This window comes from Motilimonas eburnea (genome assembly GCF_021295345.1).
Classification (GTDB): domain Bacteria; phylum Pseudomonadota; class Gammaproteobacteria; order Enterobacterales; family CBDFNC01; genus Motilimonas; species Motilimonas eburnea.
Genome location: NZ_JAIMJB010000008.1, coordinates 109,696 through 134,665, shown reverse-complemented (window position 1 = coordinate 134,665; position 24,970 = coordinate 109,696). Strand labels below are relative to the sequence as shown.

Genomic DNA, 24,970 nt, shown 5'->3' with positions numbered 1-24,970 from the left:
TGTATGTAAAATATAGTGTGAAACGGTACAAGATTTGACACAAACAGCCTCAGGTTGATTGCTTTTGAGGCTAACATCTTTTAGCCAAAACGGGCTCATTGGCTTATGACACAACAAATTATAAGTAAAAGAGCGAAAAAACTAACGCTCTCCCAGCTTCGCGATTACTGCAAAGAACACAATATAAATTCAGTTTCAAAGTACCGAGCATGGGTTAAGGATGATAGCTCACCCAGCTTCCTTCCTTCCGATCCTCCGCGGTGTTATAACAAAAAAAATACTACTGAGCAGTGGTCAGATTGGAACGACTTGTTCGGTAAAGTAAGAAAGGAGTTTGTTAGTTACCGCGCAGCCAAATATTTTGTAAAGTCCAATAAAATACACACATTTGAAGAGTGGGTTCAATTCTGCAGGGAAAACAGAAGGCCCAATCACATCCCTTCCAACCCCAACTTATACTACCGAGATGAATGGGAAGGCTGGAAAGAATTTTTGTGTGATAAACCGAGTCAGTACCTACCTCTAAATGAGGCTGTGGAAATCGTAAAGCAATTTGATTTAGCAACAGCGACGGACTGGCTGAACTTTTGCAGGCAAGGTAAACGGCCCAGTAATATTCCATATAAGCCCGCGGTATTTTACCCCGATTGGAAAGGCTGGAACTATTTCCTAACCGGCAACGTTACGAAAAAACAACATCGCTATTATGAGTACAACGAAGCGAAAGCGTGGGCACACGAGATGCAGATAATAACGCTAAGAGATTGGAAAGAAGCAAACCTTGAAGGTAGGCGCCCAGACTATATCCCAGCCAATCCCGATAAATTTTATCGGAATAATGGCTGGCGTTCTTGGTCACATTTTTTGGGGTAAACACCTAGAGGCTTTGGTATTTTGTGCCTTCATCTGTACCTGATCGGTTTAATTTATTTGCCTCTCCAGCTCCAGAATTATTCAACCTAACTGCATCCGAGCCATTTGCAGCGTCTAACTTCGTCGCTTGATAGCTTTGGCCATCACTAAATATAGAAGCGACGCCAAAGCCCTCCGAGTGATCAAATTTACCGCTCGATACATCTGTTTCTGAAGATGTTCGAATTCCTACTGGTTGCTCCCCAAGTACGGAGTCTGAAAATTCTGATGATTTAACATGAGACTGGGACACCGCTAGGGTATTATCCAAACTAGACTCTGTATTCACAGCTTGAGATGGCTGGGACGCCGAAGGAGTATTACCTAAACTAGACTCTGCATTCACTGCTTGAGATGGCTGGGGCACCGCTAGAGTATTATCCAAACTAGACTCTGCATTCACAGCTTGAGATGGCTGGGACGAAGCAGGGGTATCATGAATATCCCGCCCCTCAAGAGTGTTTGCAACAACAGACGCGCTTGACAATATCCCCATATACCCTGACGAATCACTTATGCCCTCTGTAATTTTTCCACCATATTGCGAAATCAACTCAAAATTCATTCTGTCACCTTCCGTCATTCGCGAATTTGGAACCCATGCACCGCTATACGTAGTCGTGCCAGCCTGTTCGACTCCTTTGATAAACCGTTCCGCCTCTACAGGGGTATTCCCAAGCTCAGTTAACCTATTCTTCAGTTCGTCTGGGGATAAATATTCACCTGATTTAGATGTAAATCCATTGGATAAATCCATTGATTCAATGTTTTGAGCGACCTGACCCTGAACAGCATTTTGCTGCGAAACAAAAGACTGAATTTGGTCCTTATAATGAGCTAAATCATCTTCAATAACCTTCAAACTAGCTTGGCCGGTTGGTGTATTTGCTAAGCCACTGTTACGGTAAGCTTCAACAACCGCATCAAATGAACCATTCTGTATTTGTTCATTCAATTTAAACATCTCTTCACGAGCTTCGGCGCTTCGGTGATAAGTACCATTAGTTGCGAGATTTGTTGTGATGGCCAGGTTACTCATATTCGACAACAGCTCTCCGCCTTCTTTGTCAACACCCACCCCCAGAAGCGCTTGGGCCGTTCTTTCGCTAATGGCACCTTGCTCTTTCATGTCATTTATAATCTGATCTTTAACAAGCTTATCTGCAGCCCAACCAAGAGGAGCTTCAACGAGACCATCAACCTTATCTTTCAGGCTACTCATAAATACGCGCTGAGTGTCAGAAACCCCTTGAACACGTTCTCCTCCATTAGCAGAATCGAATTGCTGCAAGTGTTTAGATTGAGATTCATAGGCACTCGCAACCGTATCCTTGCCTTCTAAGTAGGCGTTATGAGCCTCTGTATTCCCCTGTTGAGCAAAGACTTGAGCAGCTTGGATTCGTGAAGCGGCCATACCTCCAATCTGACCTTCCCGTGCACTGATGATGCCTGCATTCTGATTGTGAAAAGCTGCTCCCTCTTCGACCTTTGAACCAACAGTACCATCGGGATCAATATTCGAGTTAACAATCCCATCCTTACCACCAATCGCCTGAAATGCACGGCTCGCGGTATCAAGCTGTAAATTCATACCTTCGATACGTTGGCTCATATTGCCAAACATTGTAGCCATTACGCGAGAATCGGCTTGAACTTGACTGGTACTCTCTCCGGCACTGCTCGACACACCTTGGAACAGTTGAGAGAAGAGATATGTTTGAGCTGCTTCCTCTCCATTTTGATAACCAGCAAGGTCGTTGTTTCTCTTTATGCTTGCTATTTGACGATTTAAGCCCTCTTCAAGAGATTCATTTTTATTGAGAAACCCTTTCTCCTGTAACCCTGAGGTAAGCCTGCTCATATCTGCTTTTGATACACCATCAAAAGCCCAGCCAAGGCCACCATCTGCCTTTACAATTGCATTTTCCATATCCCTATCTGAAATAAGTCGACCGTTATCCAAAGTGATCGAGCTTAGAGCCCCAGCCGCTGTTGATGCCGCTTTTGCGAATGCCTCACTCTCCTTTAATGATTCAGAATAGGTTTGAGCGATTGAGCGGGCCTCAGCGGCTGACTCCGTATTTTTACCTGAGAGCGTAAACGAATCCGATCTAGCAGCCCTTTGTATGATTGAAAGTGCTGCACTAGAACCTTCAGAGGTATTAAGAGAGCCCTCCAAACGTCGGGATAAAGCTTCTTTATCAATATCAGTCATTGAGATTTTGCCAGACGCATTAAATTGTGCGCCAATTTTCGATAATGCAGCGCCTAATCTCCCCCCCAGTTGGCCACCAGCTGAACCACCTAACTCTCCAGCTAAACCAATTAGTTGTGCCGATTCAACACCTAAGCTTTTCGCAAATGCCTGTAATTGTTTCCAGTCAGCGCTACTGGTTTGGGTTCTTCCACCAGCCGTTTCACTTCCAGAAGACATACTGGATTGACCCGCAGCTTCAGATGACACTATTGAGTTAATAGTGTTACTCAATTGACTTTGCATTGATGACAATTTTTCTTGATTGTTCGCTCGTGTTTGCGAAGCACTAGCATTAAAACCTTGCGACATAGATAACGCTGGCAAACTGGCAGCGAGGCCAGAGTGAGAGTTATTAAGAAGACCACCAGCGCCATGGTTGAAAGTGGCAGAAATATCTCCTTGATTAAATTTACCGTCCGTTGCGGGCGACATCATTCTCGGGTTGGCAAATTCAGTATTCACATTGGTATTCGGAGCCATCTTATTAGCCATTCCAAGCATACTGTGCACGTTACGATATAACAGAAACATAGTTAACATTGGAACCAAGGTAGACAAGACAGAACCAACTGAAAGATACATTTCGATGGTTTCATACGTTGAGTTTATATTCCCATAATTAACTGCGTTGCTCATCGTGCCAGTGGTATGTAACCGTCCAGTGATAGCCATCGACAAATATGAGTTAGTCATCATGCTAACCAAGGGCCATGTGTTAATAAATACCAGCAACATAAAGTAGCTCATGAGCGCTTTCAAGCCATACATGCCGAACAGCAGCATGATAGACATAACGGGCACGATAAAAAAAACAAAGCCTTCTAATGCGCTAAGCAACCCGGGCACCATTTCTAAAAACAGATCACGATCACTTGTCATTTGAGAATAGCGAGATTGTTTTGCTTGCCACTGGGCATATATTGCAGGGTACTGAACCGATGTTTGCTCTAACCCTTGCTCGGTAAAATATTTTGTGAATTCAGCGATGGTTAGCGTATAGGCATCTTCTGCACCACTGTACTCAGACACATTGATATTAATGAATGAATTCAACGCAGCAGAGTCAAGTCCGTTTGCTTTCATATCCAGCTCTAACTCATCGTTAAATTCATTGGAACGGAGCATTTGAGCAACGACATAATGAGCCGCGGGACAAGACATTTCAACCAGATCATACTCAGGGGTCGAAGTAACTGGAGAGCTGGCAATATAAGAACCAGCTGGCACTGCGTATGTCATGCCGGGAGGGACGCTTAAGGTAGCAAACAACAACTCATTATTCGTAAACATTCTATCCCAGACTGCCGACGGATTAGCGCTTTCAATCCCCTCAAAAGTAACAGCACCAGTTCCGCCTTGTTGAATATCAGGAGCTAGACAGCTTCTTGCATAAGTCGACATACTCTTACCCACTATACCAAGCATTCCTGATGCAGAAGGTCTGTAGTGTCGTAGTGAGGATAAGGCCCGATAAGGGTCCATACTCAAATTTTCCAGTGGATTAGACCCATCGACATCCGAGAATGCTTGCGCATATTTATCAATTAGCAAGTATAGAAAGCTCGTCGAGATCATAGCCATATATGATGGTAACAGTGGCAACCCGTCAACATTGCGAGCTTCTCCAGTTCTGACGTTTTCAACCGTTACATCAACGGTGTAGAGTGGATTTACAAACACAACATATAATATTAGGCCAAAAAGCCAGTTTTTTATGGCGGGGTACTCTGGCTCTGCTAACCTCATGACAAACCCACCCATTAAGGCCAAGATTGTCGCGCTAGCAGCAAAAATACCAAGCGTGTACTGATTTTCATACAATCGGGCCACGCCATTAAGCATTGCCATGGTAAATTCCATGTTTCCGATACTGTAAATAACAGTTGATGCCATAATTACGTTCCCTTAATTAGTTGCCGGAGCCAGAGTCCCGCAAAATGCGTTGAGAATCTAACCAGTTTGTTAGAAATTGCATTCGGTTTTGCATTTCAGTTTCAAAGCCACGCTTTTCTGCATTTAACGCCATCGCCCGCTCTTTGATACTTTTTAAGTCTGCCGGCTCAACAAATTGCTTGTCTGTTTTCGGTTTATAAAAACCAAGCTGCATAATCTTGGTATTAACCATTGATAGCCAGTTTGAAGCTATTTGATAAGCCGTAAGCTCGGCATACATTTCTGCCAATTTGTAGGTATTGGTGGTCGCCTCACCATTAAATAACGTTTGTCTAAGGGAATGAACCAAGCCGTTTCCCGAATGGCTTACAAAATTTAATGTATTTGTGTCCATGGCAACATTTCTACCTTGGATGTATCCAATTACCGAAGTTGAAGAAGGGGTAAAAGGGTCTTGCCCCCAAATAATTTCTAAAAACAGTTGTTTCAAACCCTTAAATTCGACGTCAACACGTTTCACAAATAGACAATTGTTTTCCCTATCCGTTGTGTCTGGATCCGAGCATTGAAGCATTTCGACACGGCCATTATCATAGCCCTCTGCTTCAGGCCCAAGAATAAACGACTTAAATTTCAATGTGCCCGGGTAAACCTTGCTTACACTGCCATCATCAGTATTGACATTTAGTACCGTGGAATCACCACACAAAGCCTGGTCAAAACATGTCACAACTGTGCCGGTCAAAGACATCATGATTTCCATGAATGTTAAGCTATCCACCCCATCGATCTGAAAGTCTTGTTGATTGGCGCTGCGCATTGCGTGCCACATGATGTTGTATGACGCTTCTTTTTCCTTACCGGCGTCTTTTATATCTTGAGCATTTGATGGATTAGTTTCATTTTTACCCGCCATAAAATCATCAAACATACCTGTTGGGAGAAGATTAGGAAGTATTGTTGCTTCACGTTTAGCGCCTTCAGCCTTTAAGCCAGACATAAAATCTGTACTAGCAATTTTCTCAGCAGCATCCTTGCAGGACATAGATGCAAATTTATTTAGCTCATTGAGCCACTTATTAAGGTGTTTCATCTCTGCTGCACAAGATGGGCACATCGCATCGATTGCGATCCCAAAGGCATAGGTCGCGGCGCCTTGAGCAAGAGCTCTTGCAGACTGAACCAATTGTTCACCACTGATCATTGAAAATGCCCCTGCAAAGGCATCAATCCCCCCACATGACGCCCTAATTCGAGGAGGTGAAAATGTGACTAATCTAATCTGACGAGATTTATAGCGAGCTTGAAATCCTCCGAGGTTATACCCCTGCCTAGTTGCAGATTTATAGCCTCCGGGGGATTCGGTGCTCACCATCGTGTTATAAAAAATATCTTTCATCACATTCTCTGAGTGGGCAGAGGTACTAAGCCCAAGACACAATGAAACAATACACGAGAGAGCCATATGTCTAGTTTTCATTAATCAACTCCTCTTTAGAAAGTGTGAATGGGTTGGCAGTAGATGGTGAGTTCCCTACACGGCTTTCAATTAATTCGCTTAGCGCGGCAGGATCATTAAGCAGTTTTTCTTCATCAATACTGAGCAAGCCGTCATTTCTATCAACCGTCAAGTGGTCCTTTATTTCGCTAGCTGTATTGAATTGCTCATGTGTTATCAGTGACGCTTCCCGAGCGACTAACAACACCCTTTCTTCCATTTCTTGTGCACTAACAAGCCTTTGAGTCACATTGTAAAACTCCATCCCATCTTTGGTTACCAGGTACACTGTAGGAGCAGCTGTAATCTGCAATTTAGTGGCCATCTTTCCGTTGGGGTCATACACAAAATCTGGGTACTCGCCAGATACCAAACCTCGACCATCGAGCGATACAGGGAGAACTTCAAAATTGAATTTTCGCTCTAGGATCTGGAGCACGCTCGCCATTTTTTCACAATAGGGGCAATCGGATAAGAAGAAGAACCAAAGGCCAGCTTTGCCTTCTACTTTATCCATTACTGACTTTCGACCTCGTTCAACTTCATCTGAGTATGAAAAGAGTGCAAAATTGGATGTAGGCCTTCTTTCTGACTCTGATAGTTCCGGATTAAATTTAAAAAACTCTGAAGACCGACTGGCAAACCGAGTCCCCATGTCGATCATTAATCGTTGAGCACCGTAAAAGTTACGAAGGTTCTGATCTGTAGGGCTTTCGATTGCCTTATCTCGGAGTTTGGGCAAATTTTCTTTTAGCCAAGCGACATTGAGTTCAATTTCTTTTGAGTTCTGGATTTCTTCTTTACCCTGCATAGGTATTGGTGTTGGTGTAGGCTCTAACGCTTCAACCTCTTCCACTTCTTCATACCAATGCCACCCTCTCACCAGATTATCATCATCGTCATTACTACCAGCTAAGGCTGTAATCGAACAAAACATGATCCCTAGCATTAATATCTTAAGCACGGAAATTCCCCCCCAGATACAAAGCTATATTGTGACTCAAGATCACCTAAGGGAATTTCATTACAAGGCTTATTTTTATGGTTCTAATGACATTTCCTATCCATACAGCCACGCCAGCCTTTGACAGAATTATCTAATCTTCTCATCAGAGGGGGGCGACTTAAGACTGCTTTACAGGAGCTCCAGTTAAAGGGGGCATCATGTCGACAAAAATGAAAAAAGCCTCCATAAAGTAGGCTTGAAAAAGGAAGGAATTTTTTTAATTAGGGGAATAATAAAACGGATTTACCTCAAGCCTACTTACCAAATCAGTTCCTTTTACCATTGATGTTGGGACCAAAAAAGCGACCTCTTTATATTGATTTTTTTCGTTGTAACCCAGGGTAACGGTTTGAGTAGAACCAAATAGAGACACGTCAGCGGCAGGGTATCTGGAAAGAAAAACACAAGTTAGATCAAATGCATCCTTCGTGAATCCAGCTGAAGCTGTATCAGTAAACCAGACATTTGCTAAGTCTATATTTTGATTTAAGCAAGTATCAGTAAACACACCAAACGACGCTTTTACTGGCTCTTCAAAGTCTAAAAGAGAAACAGGAATTGCCAACTCTACTGCGCTAGGTTGATGAAGAGGCATTGGCTTGCCTTTTCTTGCTAATGCCTGACGCTGCTTATAATTAAATGATTCTACTCGTTGTTTTTGAGGTTTGGTGATATACATTCCACCACTCATGTAGCTTTCAAACAACGGAGTAATTAAATCATTAGGCGACACTGACGATGAAAACTTTATGTTGAAAACAACTTCTGTAACGCCATTTTTCGAAACGCCAATTTTTTGCTCGTAAACATGGAACTGTATACTTGCTAAATAGCGATCCAACGAGTCTACCAGTTCTGCTTCACTTTGCTTTGCATAAGAACCAAAGGAACAAAGTAACGCAACCACAAAGACAACTGATTTAATCAACATATGCACATCTCCTGAGTCAATGATGAGCAAAAGACAAATATGGAAATTAGCAAGCCACAAAAAACGTCATAGGATTACCTTTTCAATATCCTAATAGTAAGACATCATCGAAACGATGGCAATAAGATATCAAATAAAAAACACTGCAAACAGTTTGCCGTGCTCACATCTCCACTTTGTTGATTACAGTTCGGGGTTGTTAACGGGCTTAGACTTACTTTTCCCTGCTGAAATAAACTTGCATTTTACGCAAGTACACACAACTGAATCATCCGATCGTAAGAACGATTCACCACAAACGTTGCATGTCGCTTTACAAAACCGTCCTTCTCGTATCAAGTCAAACAAGACAGCAACACGATTACAGTCAATATCTTCGGAGGTGCCGGCATGGTGAGGCAGTGATAATCGAGCGAACTTTGTTAGAGCCAGAAGTGTTTCAGGCTTTATTTGTCTTCTTGCATCTGCATTATCAGGCTCTAAATATGCCAGCCGATTATAAAGAGAATTTGCGATCAAGAGGCCATCTGATGATAAAAACCTTCTAACCCCACCTCTCACAGGAGGTGTTTCAGGCTCTACCTCACCAATGAGCTTTGCAATATGGGGGGATGGGAAGAAGCGTTTAATGATGTTATTTCTTGCACCGAGGCGCAGTAAGTCTTCATACACCGTCAAACGTTGGATTCGAGAGTTAATAGCCATCATTACACCGCCAAAACTAAACTAGAGTAATACCAACGCTCCTCACAGTCATGAGAGCGTCTCAAAACAAGCTGATTTCTGTCGATTAGATCGGCTAACTTGGACAGGGGGGAATTAGGTCTCTGGTACCTAAATGGTTGGTGTTGAATACTCAAAAATGAAGCAGGAATTTCGGATAGAAAATTATGAATATCTACGGGGTCCAGTTTTGCAAAATCATTTACTTCACTAAGAGGAACCTTGAAAATAGCTGAAGTCATTTCAGGGTCTGCATTAGCTAACTCGTACAAATGAACAAAATATGATTGCTGAACGCGCTGGACAAATTCTAGTAACTCTGCAACCCGTGGGTTTTCCGGATGGGCTTTTTTGCCGTACAAATCTTCATCATCTGAGAACAAGCTTATGTGGTTATGTAAAGCGATGGCATTCATGACAAACTCCTAATGCTTGGAAACGGTTCCAAGGCTGGGTAAGACTGAATCAATATTTAGTGAATCAAAACAAGACACATCTTCAACAAACTTTTGCATATGGCTTACGTTACGTGGCCGACTTTCTGGATGAGCCACAAATAAAATTGGCAGAGACATCGCACCAAGGGCTGCAACCAGATCAGACCGTGGTAAATCTGCAAATCGTTTTATATCAGAACTATTTGCAAAAAGAAGATTTTGCGCTAACTCGCTGTCATGTTGTGAGATTTCTTGCATAGCAACTAAAAACTTCAGCTGCAACTGTTTCAAAGAATTTATTGAATCATCGAAAGTCTTCATTTTACTCCTCCAAACCCAAACTTAATAACTGTGTGTATTTTATGCCTACTTTTTCATCTACACAAAAAATAATTTGTCTCTCTGTGACAATTTTTGTGTGTTTAATTGACAACCAAAACCGATACAAGCGATGTTAATGTATCAAACTCCGAATTTTAAAAACTGAAACACCACACAAAGACAAAAAAACAGAATTTATAACCACACTTAACAAATAAAATCGAATTTGCAATATTGAGAGATTCTTCACACTTAGAAAAATCTATTTTAGACATTTGGGAGCTTCTGTTGTGTCAAAATTTGCAGTAGGTCACATGAATTCCGCATAATACAAGCTATCGAGCTACTTGAATTTTTAATAGAGTCAATAACGGGCTACAAATTCTCAAACTTACAAGCAAAACACCTAGCTACTGACAAACCGGAAGCTCTTCTAATAAGACGGTGATTGATGCCAAAACCATCTCTCTTTGTAACATAAATGCAATAGTATATAGATGTAACATAACCTGCCTCAATATTGCTGATTGATGCCAATATTCAGGTGAAATCGAGTGCATCAACATCGATTTTGTCAACGCAAAGCTTTTCCACGCTTGCGCTACTTTGCCCTGAACAGCCTGCATCTAACTCAGTTTGTTCGTCGACAACACTTACAACAAGGGGGGTTTTTGTACTTTCCTCTACCCCACCAAGAATAGCTAACCTAAGCAAAAATCGAACGTACTCAGCCCTTACTTGAGGATTAGTTTTGGACAAACGCTCGAATAGCGTAGGGGTTACAGCCGCAGCAATGCATAAATCAGTACGAATGAGACACTGTTCTGTGTGAGTTTTTGTAACCCCTTGCTCTTTCAAAGCCTGAGCATGGCCACACAACGTACTTTCAAGAATTTTTTTTACCTCATAAGCCCTCACATTCTTTGCGAAGTTAGAAAGAAGCTCATGAATGTCTGGATATAGTTCTCTTTTGATTATGAGCTTCATTTGCAACTGTTCTGACATCCCCCCCTCCTGACAAATTTAAGAACAACCATAACTTGATACTTTCGTGTATTTGTTCAACAAGTAGATAAAACATAGCCCCCATATCAGCTTATGGTTGTTAATTTCAATTCATGGTTGTTTTACCTAGGCCGCAAATAACTTATCTGCTTTTTGTACTGCTGCTTGGTGAATCCCTAGCGCATTTGCAACTATACTGTTCGGCACTAGCTCCACTGCATGAAGTGGGTACAACTCTGAAATTGACTTAAGATAAACTTCAGCGGGCCCACCTGTGACAAGGATCAGATCGATATCCTGACCATCACCAACATTGTTTCGCAAAGAATCAGAAGCAGAATCAGTCACACGCTTAATGTCTGCACTGAAATCAAATGAAATCGGCTTGTTGCCAAAGAGCGCCGGTGTACCATCTTGGAATTTACCTTCACACCTTGGGAAAGGATACTTACGTCCAGCTATACTCAGCACTTTGTGCTTTTGATAAATAGCTCTATCAATTGTGTCGTACAATAAATCCAAACCAAAGACAGGTTTAGCTGCATCGGATACCGCAGAAAGGATTTTGTTAAGACCGTATTCATTGGAACCCGAGCGTCGTTCAAAGACATTTAGACCATGGCTCGTTAGCCAATCGAAAGTTCCCATCCCTGGATCGCATGTCAATATCCGTTTATTAAGCAAAGTCGACAACCCCTCTTTTGAGTTGACACCATAATACAGCAACCCCCCAAGCGGTTGCGCAACTGTCCAAGCCTCACGTATGACAACTTGAGATCCATCAGGTAACACATGTGTACTTTTAGCAAAATCGTTCAATTCATCCCTTAAATGCATATTGTTAACAGGCAACCCCATTGCCAAAAGATCGATAACCTTGCTCCCATTCTCATCCAAAGGAAGGTCAGCCATCATAGATAACGAAGCTAGGAAAACTGCTTTGTACTGTTTTGACTTAATAAATGTACTATTAAATACTCGAGATTCATTTGCACCGTCAACAAAACTGTAGACATCCTCTCCAACTGCATAGCAAACACCGTCAACATCAACTTTAACAACATCACTACGAGAAAAGGCCCCTGCCGTAATATCCGACTTTCCCTTTTCTAACGGAGCTGCAATACTTGGAAATGTACGATATTTAAACTCCTTACCCGATTGAGTTACTACAGTAGATGTACCAAACCCCAGATCAATAGTCCTCACAGTTAATGCTGTCATAACCCCTCCAGTCGAAATTATATAAATGATAAGTACAGATAGCGTTAGTTTTGATTGCTTGCGCACTCTCAAACTTCTTTACCTAACCCTAGGCGCTCTATAAGGCGAGCTCTCCGCCCAACAAGGCGCCAAGCCTCCCAAAGGAGGGTTAGATAAACCATCTCCAGCTAAAACGTGACGTCTCGTAGGTCGTGTCAACGCCCCCTAGGTCGCCAGTGCGCCCTATAAGCCGTCCAAGCAGACTCATTCTAACGAAGAGCAAAGAGTGCGTTTCGCATTAGATCAGCAAAATTTCGGCTTGAAATGAATTTTCAGTTCGTAAGTCTGTGCAAAAATGAAGTGAATTAATTTTCTATTAAAGCTAATCAGTAAGTTGAAAATTATTTCTTTACACAAGAACAAGTGTAAAGAAATTTTTTTTTGGAATTTAAAACTCCAATAGATGAATAAAAATGTTTTTACACAGATATGTGTAAAACAAAAAAGTTGATTTAAATCAGGTCGAACCTTGATTTTGCGTCATTAATTTTTACACAAGATTAAGTGTAAAAGAAAATTAAAAGGAATGGCCTCAACAAGTGTGTCAAAAACCTTTTTTTTTTACACAGATAAAGAGGTAAAAAATGATTAAAACGAGCGCCGAGGGTTCATTACTGAGCAGCATTAATGCGGTCGAATCCGAGGTAAGAAGCCAAGCAAAAGTACAAGTAGATATGTATTGGGAGGCATGGAAAGCTCATAACTCGATACATCTGGCAAAAGGGGATCTAAAACAATTAGGACGCTTTGCACCCTTAATGAGAAAGACTAGCACTGGTCACGAAGATATAGACTGGCGAGATTTTGGTGAAGCATTTTTTCGTAAGAAAAATAAACACTATTCAAAAAGAGTTAAGCCTTATAAGGATGGCTATCGATTAAGTCAGTTCCGACGTCAGGCCCAGGACTGGGAAATTGAGCTCATAAACGAGTACCTGGAGCCATTGAACAGGTTTAGAGCTGAGCTCAAGGTTTATCATGAATGCAGGGTGTTATTTAACCGTTATCAACGAAAATACATCCAAAAAACCTCCCCACAAACAGAGGAAAACAATAATGAGCAATAAACAGGTGCCTTCTAAAAAAAGACAAAGCCGCAACACAAAACCACGTGTTGTACGACACAAACTAATGCGAATTGAAATGCCATTCACGTCCGAAATGCTATATGCATTTATCGACCGAAGTACAACGCTGGGTATACGGGCAAATCCAGAAGCAGCCTTTCGAAGACTGGGGGTTATACACCACATGATCATTCGCGATAAGGTTGTTAAGCCAATAGTCGAAGAGTGGTTTAATCAAGTTATTTCCGACGCAGCTACCAGCTTGCAAGAAATTGAAGCTCAGAATGCCATGTTTGGACAAATTCCAGACAGCGGGTACCAAATTACTGTACCAGAGTCATTCAGGTTAACCGTTGAAGCAAACCATCCTATTTACCTTCAGCTGGCCAATTTACTCCACATTGCTGACAAGCAAGCTTCTTTCGCTGAAGATCTTTGGTATCAAGGCGTAATGACAGATGAACAAAAAGAGCATTGCCGGACTCAAATCGAGCATGTTTTCAGCCGCATTTCTAGCCGAGTTGCCGCTGCAACAAATATTACAGGGCGAAATGGCGGCTCCTACTCACCACAAGAGTTTGTAAAGGCAGTTCGTGAAGACCGAGTATCTTTTGATGAAAAAGTAACAAGCGCTCAACTAAACAAAGCTCTACAAAATGCACAAACCGTCGACGGGGAAAAAGAACCTAAGCAAGAAAGTGACACGGTTGCTAGCGCCGTAGAAGAAGCTGAGCAGAAAAACCTCGAAGACGCTGGGAGTACCAAAGAAGAAAACGAAAGCGAGGATAAAGCAGCATGAAAACGCGGGGGGAGAAGTTCGCAGCTTATTTACACAAAATTGGCTTTTTGCCATGGATAGCTCGTTACTATGGCTTAATTGAGGTCAATAATGGAGAAATGCTGACTGCCCGAGAACTCATGATGTACCCCCCAGCAACACATGGCACTCCAGCACAAAAAGTCGATGAAATTATCATGGCAGTTAAGCCAATGATAAAAAAAATCCAGCATGAAGCAGGAATCGATGATCGTGAATCATTAGAGTTTAATTTTGGTAACCTGTATCTCGGCGTTATTCGTCAATACATAGAATATATCCACCTACTTCCAGCCAGCGAGAACTGGCACCACAGCGAGCATGGAGGGTTGCTTTATCATTCATTAGAAACGTCATGGGAGGCGCTTAAAGCATTCAACAACTCACACTTCGAGCGAAATTCAACCGCGGATATAGAAGTGCTGCGATATCCACGTTGGCGTTATGCAACGTGGCTTACCGCACTATTGCATGACGCAGGGAAGCCAATATCAGACTGTCGTGTAATTTGCATGAAGAGTGGCCTTATTTGGGGGCCACATATGATGTCGCTCATTGAATGGTGTCAGCTCCACGATGTGCAACGATATAAAGTTCAATGGAAACCAGAGAGATTACACAAGGGTCATGAATCCTTAGCGATCCACATGCTACCAAAAGTTCTCACTGATGAAGCAAAACGCTATCTAACGAACGGGCCTGATGATGTTTATGAGGAAGTTGGACGAGTATTGGCAAGCTTAGAGCACAGTCCTTCAGGTATTGCCAAGGCTGTTCGTACAGCAGACTCACGTTCAACATCGAGAGATATCCAAAAAACTTGGGATCGTCAACTCGGAGAGAAAAACACATCAACGGTTATGTTAATCGTGAAAGGACTCAGAGCTAAGTTATCAGAGTGGATTATAAACGAACCAAAAGGCCATGTGTGGATCATAAACAAAGAAGTTTACCTTGCTTGGCCCAAGGCAATCCAAGAAGTAATTGAATACCTTCGCAAGAAAAATGTTGCTGTACCGGCCGACACAAACACAGTTTACAACATGCTTTATGAAAATCACATCATCAGGAACCCAGATAAAGACTCAAAAACCACCCTCTTCCTCCCTGGCATATACACCGAAGAGGATGCAAAAAAAATCCGAAACAAAAATATCTCAGTTACTTGGGAGTTCCTAGTTCGTGTGGTGTGGGCGGATTATGTGTTTGAAGGGGTCCCCATGCCAAACAGTATGACAGGAATACTAAAGCTCAATCGTAACTTCGACATGGTACTAATAAAAGAGAGTGGCATTGCAGAGTTGCCAGCACAGTCACAGGCTAACAACTCTCAAGCTTCGACATCACCAGCACAGTCACAGGCTAACAACTCTCAAGCTTCGACATCACCAGCACAGTCACAGGCTAACAACTCTCAAGCTTCGACACCACCAGCACAATCACAGGCAAACAATTCTCAGCCTGGGACACCACTAACACAGTCAAAGGGCAACAATTCTCAAACAATAACATCACCGGTGAAACCAAAGAATGCAAACAAGCCAGTCAAAGAGGCAAAAGCATCAGCAACTCAAACACTAAAAAAGCGCAAAACAAAAAAAGTTGATGCGGATGAAACACAGCCATTTAACCCAGTACAAGGGACAGACTTTTCACAACTGGTTGCCGCTCCAGAAGTCAAAAACTCCCCCCTTCAAAATACCGTGGAAAATGAGCAAGCACCCCAAGTCCATACAAATAACGGAGAAAGTGAATCCACCTCTGTATCTAAGGATGAATACAAGCCGAGTAAAGAGCTGTCGACCATAAAAAGTTACATAGACCAAAATGGAAGCGCAGAAATTTTGATTGAAAGCAACGGCCACTTGTATTTTTCACCCATCAATGCGCTACGACTTATCCCTTCACTTGGCAGTCCAACATCAGTAATGGCGTCATTACAAGACAATCAAGAGCTAGAGAGAAAAAGTCCTGAATTAATCGCAGCTCATGACGGAGCAAAATGCAATGTAATACGACTCACAAAGGCTGGCGCCCAATACATTTCAAGTAAAAATTCGGAGCCTCCAGCAATGAATAAAACAGAGTCACAGCAAGACAACAAGCAATCAACTCCTAGCATGCCATATAACTCACAGAAGGTGGGAAGCAGCATCGATGAGCTTTTACATCACCTGGCGAAAAACGCAGACAAGATGTTGTTCGATGAAAATCAATTGTACCTCGAAGTCGGTTACATCCATTCCGTCTGCGCCGATGCAGGAAAGATAAAGGATTGCCTAAAAACACTGGCACCAGCACTTGGCGAAACGATAAGTAAAAACGGCAAAGCCTACGTTGCCATCATTAATGAGTACATTGACCGCTTTGAGGCGGTAAGGGGCGATAAATGAGCAGTAAAGCCGAAAGACTTCACCCGGGGTATATCGAAAACCTGTATCGGCCCGTCTATGAATTAGATGCAGGCAATCTGAATTTGATCGCCGCAGGAATCATGCTTGCCGTTGGCGGAATCGAACTAAGTGTGAGCACAGGTTTGGCGTTCGGCGCTGGAGCAAATGCAATTCGACGTTACGCACAAGCGATGCCGCTGTTGCGCAAGCAATTGAGATTGTTCAAAAACAAAATGAATATCGTCTCACCAGCACAACTGAGAAAAATGAATAAAGCCATAGATACACTGAATTCACGTATCGAGCCAGGCAAAGGAAAAATCTACCTTGGAGAAGGTTTTGAGTGGGACTCAATCTGTGCTCAACGGGCTTATCAAATCCTGGACTTAAGTGCGGACCAGCAAGAAATATCGCTTCCATGGTTGCTTCGTCCTTACCAGTGGTATTGGAAGAAAGAGGCGAGGAAATTGGGGGGGCGCACTTGGATCCAGGGAATGGGTGAAGAAAAGCGTATCATGGTGAATGAGGAATGCTGGTATGGTCATACCATGATCACTGGCAACGTAGGTACAGGTAAAACCACACTTCAAAAGCTGCTCTCACTTGGCGCCATACACATGGGTCATATCGTGATTGTCATTGACCCCAAAAAAGACCAAAGCTGGCGCAAGTCACTAAAAGCCGAAATGAAAGCGCTTGGAAGAGAGGATCAATTCTTTGAGTTTGATGTCTCTATGCCACAAACCTCGGTGCGAATTAATCCAGTTGAAAATTATCAAAGACTGACAGAAGTGCCCGACCGAATAAAAAACATCTTTGCCAGCACAGAGCATGAAGATGCCTTTTCCAACTTCGGTTGGCAAGCGGTGTACCAAGTAGTGATGGCGCTGACTTATGTCGGTGAGACCTTAACACTGGTAAAAATCTACGATGGGCTGATGAACGGCAAGTTTAAGTTATGCGAGCGGGTGCTTGAGAATTACTTTGCTGAAACCATTGGGAGTAATTGGGAAGTCACGCGAGGCGGCCAATTGAATAGCCTCAAAGGAAGCCGTCAAGAAAGACTTATCGCTTATTACGAAGGGTTGGTCAATGCAGGTGAAGTAGACCGACACGAGGTTGTCACAGGTATCGTGCAGCAAGTTGTCCACGATCAGGCTCACTACTCAAAAATGATGGCCGGTCTATTGCCAACCTTTTCAAACCTATGTGCAGAGCCACTTCGAAGCTTGCTGTCACCAGCGGCCAATGATGATGATTTAAAAGTTAACTTTGGCAACCTGCTTGAGACAGGGGGAGTGCTCTATATCAGTTCTGATGCAGTTGGTGATATGACTACCGCAGGGAATATTTCCAAGCTTATCCTTGGCTCAATCGTGAGTGAAGCTGCCAAGCGTTATAACTATGGCCATGGCCAAGCGAGAAACGTCAGCCTATTTATCGATGAGGCACACTCATCTATCAATGACCCGATGGTCAACCTTTTAGCGACCGCTCGCGGCGCAAATTTCTTACTGTATATCGCGACGCAAACCGTAGCTGACCTTATTGCTAAATCTTCACCAGCGACAGCAGAGCGGATCTTAGGCCTATGCAACAACTACATATCAATGCGCGTCAACGACGTGACGACAAAAGAAACCGTCTCATCAAATTTTGGAGAAACCAATATTAAATCAACCACAATATCATCCCAAAGCCAATCCAGCAGTGCTACAGGTGTGACAGATTACTCTAGCGGGTATGGTGAGCGGATTGAAAAAAGCAGAGAGGCAACATTTCCACAAGAGTTGCTGGGTGACTTACCAAAATTACAATTTATTGCCCGCCTAAGCGATGGACGGAAAATTAAGGGCCGCTTAGGTGTCATTACAGAGGAAGCAGCATGATTTACAGTAAAGACGATTACATGAAGAAAATTAAAGGCTCTAACTCCGGTATCAAATTGCTGACACCAGCGTTATCAACTAGAACAAAAAACCGGATAAACAACGTAAAGTTATACTCGCCCAGTGCCACAGACATTATTGATCGTCTGGCCACCTACTTAAGTGTCTTCTTGGTCGATTCCAACGGCAAGACCGTGGCCGAGCACATATTGGAGCCAGCACTAAGTGCATGGGAGCGACATCAGCATAAAGACCTTAAGACGGCATACGATAACTTTGCAATAGAAATCATCCGGCATTTACCTCTAATTTTGGGCTTTAAAGTCGAAATTGAGCGAGTCATTCAGCCGCGATGCCGCCCTTCTCTCACAGTGTGGGATTGTTTGACATCAAACTTGCGAGACTGGGTTGAGCAATCTGATTGGAAGACATTTCAAGTTACTGGCGAAATCAATAAGAAATGGCTTGAAAATGAGCAAATCAGTTTTGTTTTAGCTCACTTAATACTGCCACCTTCAGCATTTGTGCTGGTGGGCATTCCTAGTCTCTCAGACAGACATGCCAGTTAGCATCACAGAAGGAAGATAACCATGGCTGATAACATCTTTGATGATGCGCTACTTGAAGATCAGAGCATAAGAGACGACAACGATAAGAGACCCGTCCTTATCTATGTCCTCTGCCTCATGTTCTTTGGCTCAGTGATATTCAATGTCTTCGTACGGTCGAATGAAGACTTTAGAGCCGGCGTCCAAACGGAAATGCGTGACGCCCACCCGGTTCTAGGCGATCAGTCATGGAAGGACGTAAAGTCACGCTCTGACATTTGGTACAAATTCACAATGAGACAAAGCGGAGCAGAGCAATATCTCGATTACACACTCGCTGAAAAAAACAAAATGTATGAGAGCGATAATTTCAGCAAATTCCAACAATTCACGATAAAAATCGTCAACAACATCAAGTTCACGGTGTACCAAACCATATACCGCCTATCGGTATTCACTTACTGGTTGCACCTTGCCATTCCATTCGTTTTGGCGGTACTCGCTGACGGTTATTACGAACGAAAAATCAGAAAGTATAGTCTTGGTGGTATCACCACCAAAAAGTCACGCATTATCCTGAAATCAGTAATGCTCTTGTTCCTATCGATTTTTAGCTACTTCGTGGTGCCGTTAGAAATGTCCAGCATATTTCAGCTCGTTCCGCCAATCGTAATTATCTTCATGGCCATTCTATTGAGGCAGGTCATCGCCGAATACCAAAAAGGCATTTAAGAAAGGAAAACATTATGTCAGAGCAAGACAACGAACTAAAAGAACTGGCTAACCAAATGGTCACCAGCCAAAACAACCTCAACACCAGTTTGAAAAAGTTTTATCGGGTATTTAGTGTTGGCGCCATTATTAAAACAGCTTTGTTGCTAATCGCCTTGGTAACAGTTATTTCCACTAGCCTTGGTGACTTTCTCAAGCCAGAGTTACCAGCTCGGCATATCGGCGTCATTCGCATACAAGGACCAATTCAAGAGGGCTCACCTACAGGATCAGGAATGGTGTTGTCACAGGCGTTGTATAATGCTGTCAACAATTCGGACACCAAAGCCATTCTAATCCTTGCTGACTCTCCGGGGGGGAGTCCTGTTCAATCAGAGTCATTCTATGAAACCATCATGGATTACCGCCGCTCTGCCCCACTTAACCCGGAGGATGAAGCCTGGCTTAATCAAAAAATAGGCAAAAGCCTGTTCAAGAAAGTCTCAGACTTACAAACAAAAGAAAGTAAGTGTGAGACAAACTGCGAGCAATATAGAAAGCCAATCATTGTCTCTATAGGTGACACCTGCGCCAGTGCTTGCATATACATGGCCTCGGCTGCGGATAAGGTCATTGCCCATGGCACCAGCATTGTTGGGTCGATAGGTGTGCGTATGGATACTTGGGGGTTTAATCATCTACTCGAGACTATTCAAGTTGAACGCCGCACGTTATCAGCAGGTAAATTCAAAACGCTAATAGATCCATACCAGCCAATGAACCCAGAAGCAAAAGAGTTCATCGAAGATAAGATGATCGAGCCTCTATACCAACAGTTCGTCACGGCCGTTAAGCAAGCGCGAGGAGGCAAGCTTGCAAGCGACCCGAGCATCTTTGAGGGATTGGTATGGACAGGGCCGGAAGCAATGGAGAAAGGGCTGGTGGACGAAATAGCGACCACCTTCCAAGTCTATGACGCACTGCGTCACAACTACCACCTAGACACATTTCGAGAATACAACAGACAGAAGTTTAGCTGGAGCTCAATGTTTGAAGCGAGCTTAGAGCACGTGGTGCAAGCGGTATTGAAAGATGTAGCAACGTCTAATAGCAGCCCAAAGCCGAGTTACTGAGGATGGTTTGACTGTGGTGGTTTGTCCAAACTAAAACCACCCTTAGGTTATTCATAAGCACACATTATTTCAGGAGGATAAGTTGACTCAAATAAATTTAGAAGATGACGTTGAACATAGGGATAAGCGTGCTCCTCCAAGTGCGTTGCAATAGCGTCCGAGAGTGAAGCCACCCTTTAATAGATTGATGTGCATAAAAACAATGGATTAACAGTGGATTGCATAGTGTCCAAGGCAAAACCACCCATTAGGTGTGTCGTGGTGTCCAAGTGTGAAACCACCCTTTTAATTGGTTGATGCACATAGAATCAATGGGTTAACGATGGGTTGCAATGGTGTCCAAGGAAAAACCACCCATTAGGAGTGCCGTGGTGTCCAAGTCTGAAACCACCCTTTTAATTGGTTGATGCACATAGAATCAATGGGTTAACGATGGATTGCAATGGTGTCCAAGGCAAAACCGCCCATTAGGTGTGCTGTGGTGTCCAAGTGTGAAACCACCCTTTTAATAGGTTGATGCACATAGAATCAATGGGTTAACGATGGGTTGCAATGGTGTCCAAGGAAAAACCACCCATTAGGAGTGCCGTGGTGTCCAAGTCTGAAACCACCCTTTTAATACATTGATGCACATGAAATCAATGGGTTAACGATGGGTTGCAATGGTGTCCAAGGCAAAACCACCCATTAGGTGTGCCGTGGTGTCCAAGTCTGAAACCACCCTTTTAATAGGTTGATGCACATAGAATCAATGGGTTAACGATGGGTTGCAATGGTGTCCAAGGCAAAACCGCCCATTAGGTGTGCTGTGGTGTCCAAGTGTGAAACCACCCTTTTAATACGTTGATGCACATGAAATCAATGGGTTAACGATGGGTTGCAATGGTGTCCAAGGCAAAACCACCCATTAGGAGTGCCGTGGTGTCCAAGTGTGAAACCACCCTTTTAATACGTCGATACACATGAAATCAATGGGTTAACGATGGATTGCAATGGTGTCCAAGGCAAAACCACCCATTAGGAGTGCCGTGGTGTCCGAGAGTGAAACCACCCTTTTGCTAGCTTGAAGCAAATACAATCAATGGGTGGGCGATGGAATGCAATGGTGTCCAAGGCAAAACCACCCATTTGGAGTGCTGTGGTGTCCGAGTGTGAAACCACCCATAGCCTAAGCAAAAGCACCATAACTTCAGTTTTAACTGAGATGCGCTAATTAAGAACGACCGCTAATTGTATCTTGGCATCTGTGTATGGCGTTGGTAAATGGAGATAATGCTACGAAACCAATGTAAAACAGTCCAATGATTACACGGTGATTTATGTGAAGTATCCAACAAAAAAACCACCCATAATTGTGAGAAAGATCGTTGAATAATTGGTTGAAAATAATACAAGAGCCAAAATATTACCACATGGTAACAGACGGCGAATCCAAATCTTCAGCAATGGTTGGTTGCATTGATACTCAATGCCAGTGAAACTCATAGTGCACAACCCATCCTTTTTCTGAATCATTCATAGCTGCACTATTATCTAGCGGCTAGATCACAAAATCTGAGTTTAACTCCAATAAAAAACCACCCATAAAAGAACTTAAGCCACTGTAATAATTGATATAACCCATCAACGACTAATTCTATAAATAAAATAGTGTTTCAGTAGTTAGTTGAGTAATGTGGTAAGATTAGAGCAGGCGTTTATTTTGATGTTTATAACAGGGTGTGGTTGGAGGATCGAGTGGTGCTCTGTGGATAACCTGTTATTAGGCTGTTATATTGACGAATGATCGCGTTGGGTTGTTTGAATGATCGTGTTGAGTTATTTGATTGATCGTGTAGGCTTATACGATTGATCGTGTTTAGTTAGTTGATTGATCGCGTTGCTCTCTTTGAATGATCGTGTCGCCTTTTTCTAATCAAGCGACTGAAAAATAAGGACTAAATTATCTCTAAGATAAAAGATCTTTAGTTAAGAGAGATAAGATATTAGTTAAAGGAAACAATAAATGCTTATTCATGATGAAAATGGTTTTGTAGAAACAGATCGAAATTGGCGTTTAGGGTCACTTATCTATTTTAACATCGAGAGTATGAGCGATCTTGATCTGGCTTCGTTGACAGATTTACAGAAAAGCCGCCTTGAGATCTTACTTCATCATGCCAAGCAAGTAGATGATAGGGTCATATCAAAATCTGATATGTCTAAATTGCTGGGGCTCAGCTTACCGACTACCACACGATTACTGCAGGCCTTCATTGAAAAAGGGGTGTTAAGCAAAATAGAGCGCTTCAAACACCACTCTAACCGAAGTAACTTGTTTGCATACCAGTTTAACAAGCTCTCTAAAGCACCTGTTACGGCAGTTGTGATTCAAGAAACATCATCTAACCAAAGTGAGCAATATCGTCAGGAAATGGCGTTAGCGAAGCGATATAGCCATAACGTTGATGTGCAAAGCGATGACTTTCATGCTTTTGAGGAACGTAAGATCCTTGACGCCTTTCTCGGATCTTCTGGACAACTCTCTTTTTCAAACTTCTTAGGTGCTGATGGTGAAAATACACGTTCACTGGAAAGACAATTGCAGACCATAGACAAAGACGGTAAACGTTTAGTGGCCAGAGCTAAACTGGAATCAGATTTAAGTTGTTTAGAGGTATCCGATACTCGCTTTATCTACGCTTTACTCAACTTAACCATCACATACCACCTTGCCCATGGCGATCTGTATTCAAAGAATGGTCAAAGTTCGATTAAAAACATCACGCCTATTGCACGCGACGACCTAATGACATGGTTAAGGCTTAGTAAGAATGAGCCAAACCGTAAGTATGTGCATGACAAGCTTCATCAAGTTGAAAACAACAAGTTTTCACTCGAGCTGACAGCGGAAGATGACGAGTTTGTTCACCAGAACAAACGTGGTAAGCGGTTATTTCAGATCGTAGAGTCGGATGCCAGGGTTAGAAAAACGAAGGCTAACATAGCGGCTCCCCTGCCCTATCGCTACTTTATAAAATGGGATACGAATGTACTAAGGCAGATGTTTACCACAAAATCCCTATTCATATTCCCTGTCGAAGTAATACAGCAGCCATTCACCGTGTTTATGCTTTATGTCCAAACCCGGATAGTTCTTAGCAAAAGGCCAAAGGTTGTGTATGACCTCGATAAGCTAGCGTCATTAATCAACTACACTGATCCAAACCGGGGCCCAGCAGTAAAAATGTTGTGGAAAGACTTTAAGAAAGCTTTTGCTGACACTGCGATAGAAATAAGGGCTGGTAAAAGTGTTAGATCGAAATTAGTTTCTGTAAAAGCCACAGGCTCTGTTGGCGGTTGTAAATTTACGGTGATCGGAGACAAATTTACCAGTAAAAAACCCATCTTTCAGGTTACAATCGAAGCGGACAGTGCAGACATATTGGCACTTTCACAGCCTGAGAAAATCCGCCATACATTGCTGAGCGATGGTGAAATAGATCTTTCAAAACTAGAAGCGTTGGGTAGAGGTACAAAATCGGCGGTTAAATTCTCTAATTTACCCTTGGTTGCATCCAGATTAGAAGATGACAACTACGTTCAAACAACTCCGGACCAGCCAATGCTAAAAGCGCTTCAGCTTGAAGCCAAGCCGTTTGTACTTAGAAAACGTAAATACACCCTAACCGTAGAAGCGAGTCATTCCAAATACATCTTTCATCGTTACATGTCGAAGAATGAGTATGATGGCGCCATCGAGGACGTGGCCAAGCTGACAGGTAATGATATTAGTGCCGTTACGAAGCGTATCGAGCCGGCCTTTAAAGCGCTTAATCTATTTCTATTAGATCGGAAACTGCCTTTAACCCCAAAACAGTTAGATTCTCTTTTAACTGAACTGGACCAAGGTAAAAAGTTGGAGATCGACTTGTCGACACTTATCCAGCGTTTTCAGTTGCGAGCAAGAGCCCTTGCATGTATTGATGCAGATGATACCGATACTCTAAAAGAGTACATCATTAACTTGGTTTAACCGGTGAACATTATTAAATAGGGGGGCGTCAAGCTCCCTTTTTTATCGACTAACTTGCGTTGCTCGCTTCATGAGCTGGTTTTGTATAAAAAACCAGCGTAAATGCAAAATGTCCTTCTTAGACAAAAATAAAAAAATAAATTTACATATC

At 42.7% G+C, this 24,970-nt stretch carries 18 protein-coding genes; 9 read left to right on the top strand and 9 right to left on the bottom strand.

Features of this window, described 5'->3' with window-relative positions:
- Positions 1–105: 105 nt before the first annotated feature.
- Positions 106–873 (top strand): hypothetical protein, encoded by a 768-nt coding sequence (locus K6Y21_RS09990; protein WP_233071699.1) that lies wholly within the window; start codon positions 106–108, stop codon positions 871–873.
- Positions 874–877: 4 nt separating this feature from the next.
- Here the strand turns inward: K6Y21_RS09990 and K6Y21_RS09985 are convergent, their stop codons facing one another.
- The 9 genes from K6Y21_RS09985 to K6Y21_RS09945 form a co-directional block, all read right to left on the bottom strand.
- Positions 878–5,062, bottom strand: a complete 4,185-nt coding sequence (locus tag K6Y21_RS09985; protein WP_233071698.1) for a conjugal transfer protein TraG N-terminal domain-containing protein — start codon at positions 5,060–5,062, stop codon at positions 878–880.
- Between the two features lie 16 nt (positions 5,063–5,078).
- Positions 5,079–6,461 carry a conjugal transfer protein TraH gene (locus K6Y21_RS09980; RefSeq protein ID WP_233071697.1) on the bottom strand — a complete coding sequence of 461 codons (1,383 nt, stop codon included), beginning with the start codon at positions 6,459–6,461 and terminating at the stop codon, positions 5,079–5,081.
- A 70-nt stretch (positions 6,462–6,531) separates the two neighbouring features.
- A complete protein-coding gene (traF, locus tag K6Y21_RS09975; RefSeq protein WP_233071696.1) occupies positions 6,532–7,524 on the bottom strand; it encodes a conjugal transfer protein TraF in 993 nt (330 codons plus the stop codon).
- Between the two features lie 259 nt (positions 7,525–7,783).
- Positions 7,784–8,497: a hypothetical protein gene (locus K6Y21_RS09970; protein WP_233071695.1), complete on the bottom strand. Its 714-nt coding sequence runs from the start codon at positions 8,495–8,497 to the stop codon at positions 7,784–7,786.
- Positions 8,498–8,680: 183 nt separating this feature from the next.
- Positions 8,681–9,205: a hypothetical protein gene (locus K6Y21_RS09965; protein ID WP_233071694.1), complete on the bottom strand. Its 525-nt coding sequence runs from the start codon at positions 9,203–9,205 to the stop codon at positions 8,681–8,683.
- Positions 9,205–9,636 carry a hypothetical protein gene (locus K6Y21_RS09960; protein ID WP_233071693.1) on the bottom strand — a complete coding sequence of 144 codons (432 nt, stop codon included), beginning with the start codon at positions 9,634–9,636 and terminating at the stop codon, positions 9,205–9,207. The genes K6Y21_RS09965 and K6Y21_RS09960 overlap by 1 nt, the downstream gene beginning before the upstream one ends.
- Before the next feature lie 9 nt (positions 9,637–9,645).
- A complete protein-coding gene (locus K6Y21_RS09955) occupies positions 9,646–9,978 on the bottom strand; it encodes a hypothetical protein (protein WP_233071692.1) in 333 nt (110 codons plus the stop codon).
- Positions 9,979–10,518: 540 nt separating this feature from the next.
- Positions 10,519–10,983 (bottom strand): hypothetical protein, encoded by a 465-nt coding sequence (locus K6Y21_RS09950; protein WP_233071691.1) that lies wholly within the window; start codon positions 10,981–10,983, stop codon positions 10,519–10,521.
- Positions 10,984–11,109: 126 nt separating this feature from the next.
- Positions 11,110–12,207 (bottom strand): ParM/StbA family protein, encoded by a 1,098-nt coding sequence (locus K6Y21_RS09945; protein ID WP_233071690.1) that lies wholly within the window; start codon positions 12,205–12,207, stop codon positions 11,110–11,112.
- Between the two features lie 623 nt (positions 12,208–12,830).
- Here K6Y21_RS09945 and mobI point away from each other — a divergent pair.
- From mobI to K6Y21_RS09905, 8 genes are all read left to right on the top strand, one after another.
- Positions 12,831–13,313: a conjugative transfer protein MobI(A/C) gene (gene mobI, locus K6Y21_RS09940; protein WP_233071689.1), complete on the top strand. Its 483-nt coding sequence runs from the start codon at positions 12,831–12,833 to the stop codon at positions 13,311–13,313.
- Positions 13,303–14,112, top strand: a complete 810-nt coding sequence (locus K6Y21_RS09935; RefSeq protein WP_233071688.1) for a hypothetical protein — start codon at positions 13,303–13,305, stop codon at positions 14,110–14,112. Before mobI ends, K6Y21_RS09935 begins: the two co-directional genes overlap by 11 nt.
- Positions 14,109–16,523 carry a MobH family relaxase gene (gene mobH, locus K6Y21_RS09930; RefSeq protein ID WP_233071687.1) on the top strand — a complete coding sequence of 805 codons (2,415 nt, stop codon included), beginning with the start codon at positions 14,109–14,111 and terminating at the stop codon, positions 16,521–16,523. The genes K6Y21_RS09935 and mobH overlap by 4 nt, the downstream gene beginning before the upstream one ends.
- Entirely contained in the window at positions 16,520–18,412 is a 1,893-nt protein-coding gene (gene traD, locus K6Y21_RS09925; RefSeq protein ID WP_233071686.1) for a conjugative transfer system coupling protein TraD, read from the top strand. Before mobH ends, traD begins: the two co-directional genes overlap by 4 nt.
- Positions 18,409–18,981, top strand: coding sequence for a hypothetical protein (locus tag K6Y21_RS09920; protein ID WP_233071685.1), 573 nt, complete (start codon positions 18,409–18,411; stop codon positions 18,979–18,981). The genes traD and K6Y21_RS09920 overlap by 4 nt, the downstream gene beginning before the upstream one ends.
- Before the next feature lie 21 nt (positions 18,982–19,002).
- Positions 19,003–19,692: an IncC plasmid conjugative DNA transfer DtrJ family protein gene (locus K6Y21_RS09915; protein ID WP_233071684.1), complete on the top strand. Its 690-nt coding sequence runs from the start codon at positions 19,003–19,005 to the stop codon at positions 19,690–19,692.
- A gap of 14 nt (positions 19,693–19,706) precedes the next feature.
- Positions 19,707–20,804 carry a S49 family peptidase gene (locus K6Y21_RS09910; RefSeq protein WP_233071683.1) on the top strand — a complete coding sequence of 366 codons (1,098 nt, stop codon included), beginning with the start codon at positions 19,707–19,709 and terminating at the stop codon, positions 20,802–20,804.
- 2,005 nt (positions 20,805–22,809) lie between these two features.
- Positions 22,810–24,819 carry a replication initiator protein RctB domain-containing protein gene (locus tag K6Y21_RS09905; RefSeq protein ID WP_233071682.1) on the top strand — a complete coding sequence of 670 codons (2,010 nt, stop codon included), beginning with the start codon at positions 22,810–22,812 and terminating at the stop codon, positions 24,817–24,819.
- Positions 24,820–24,970 lie beyond the last annotated feature (151 nt).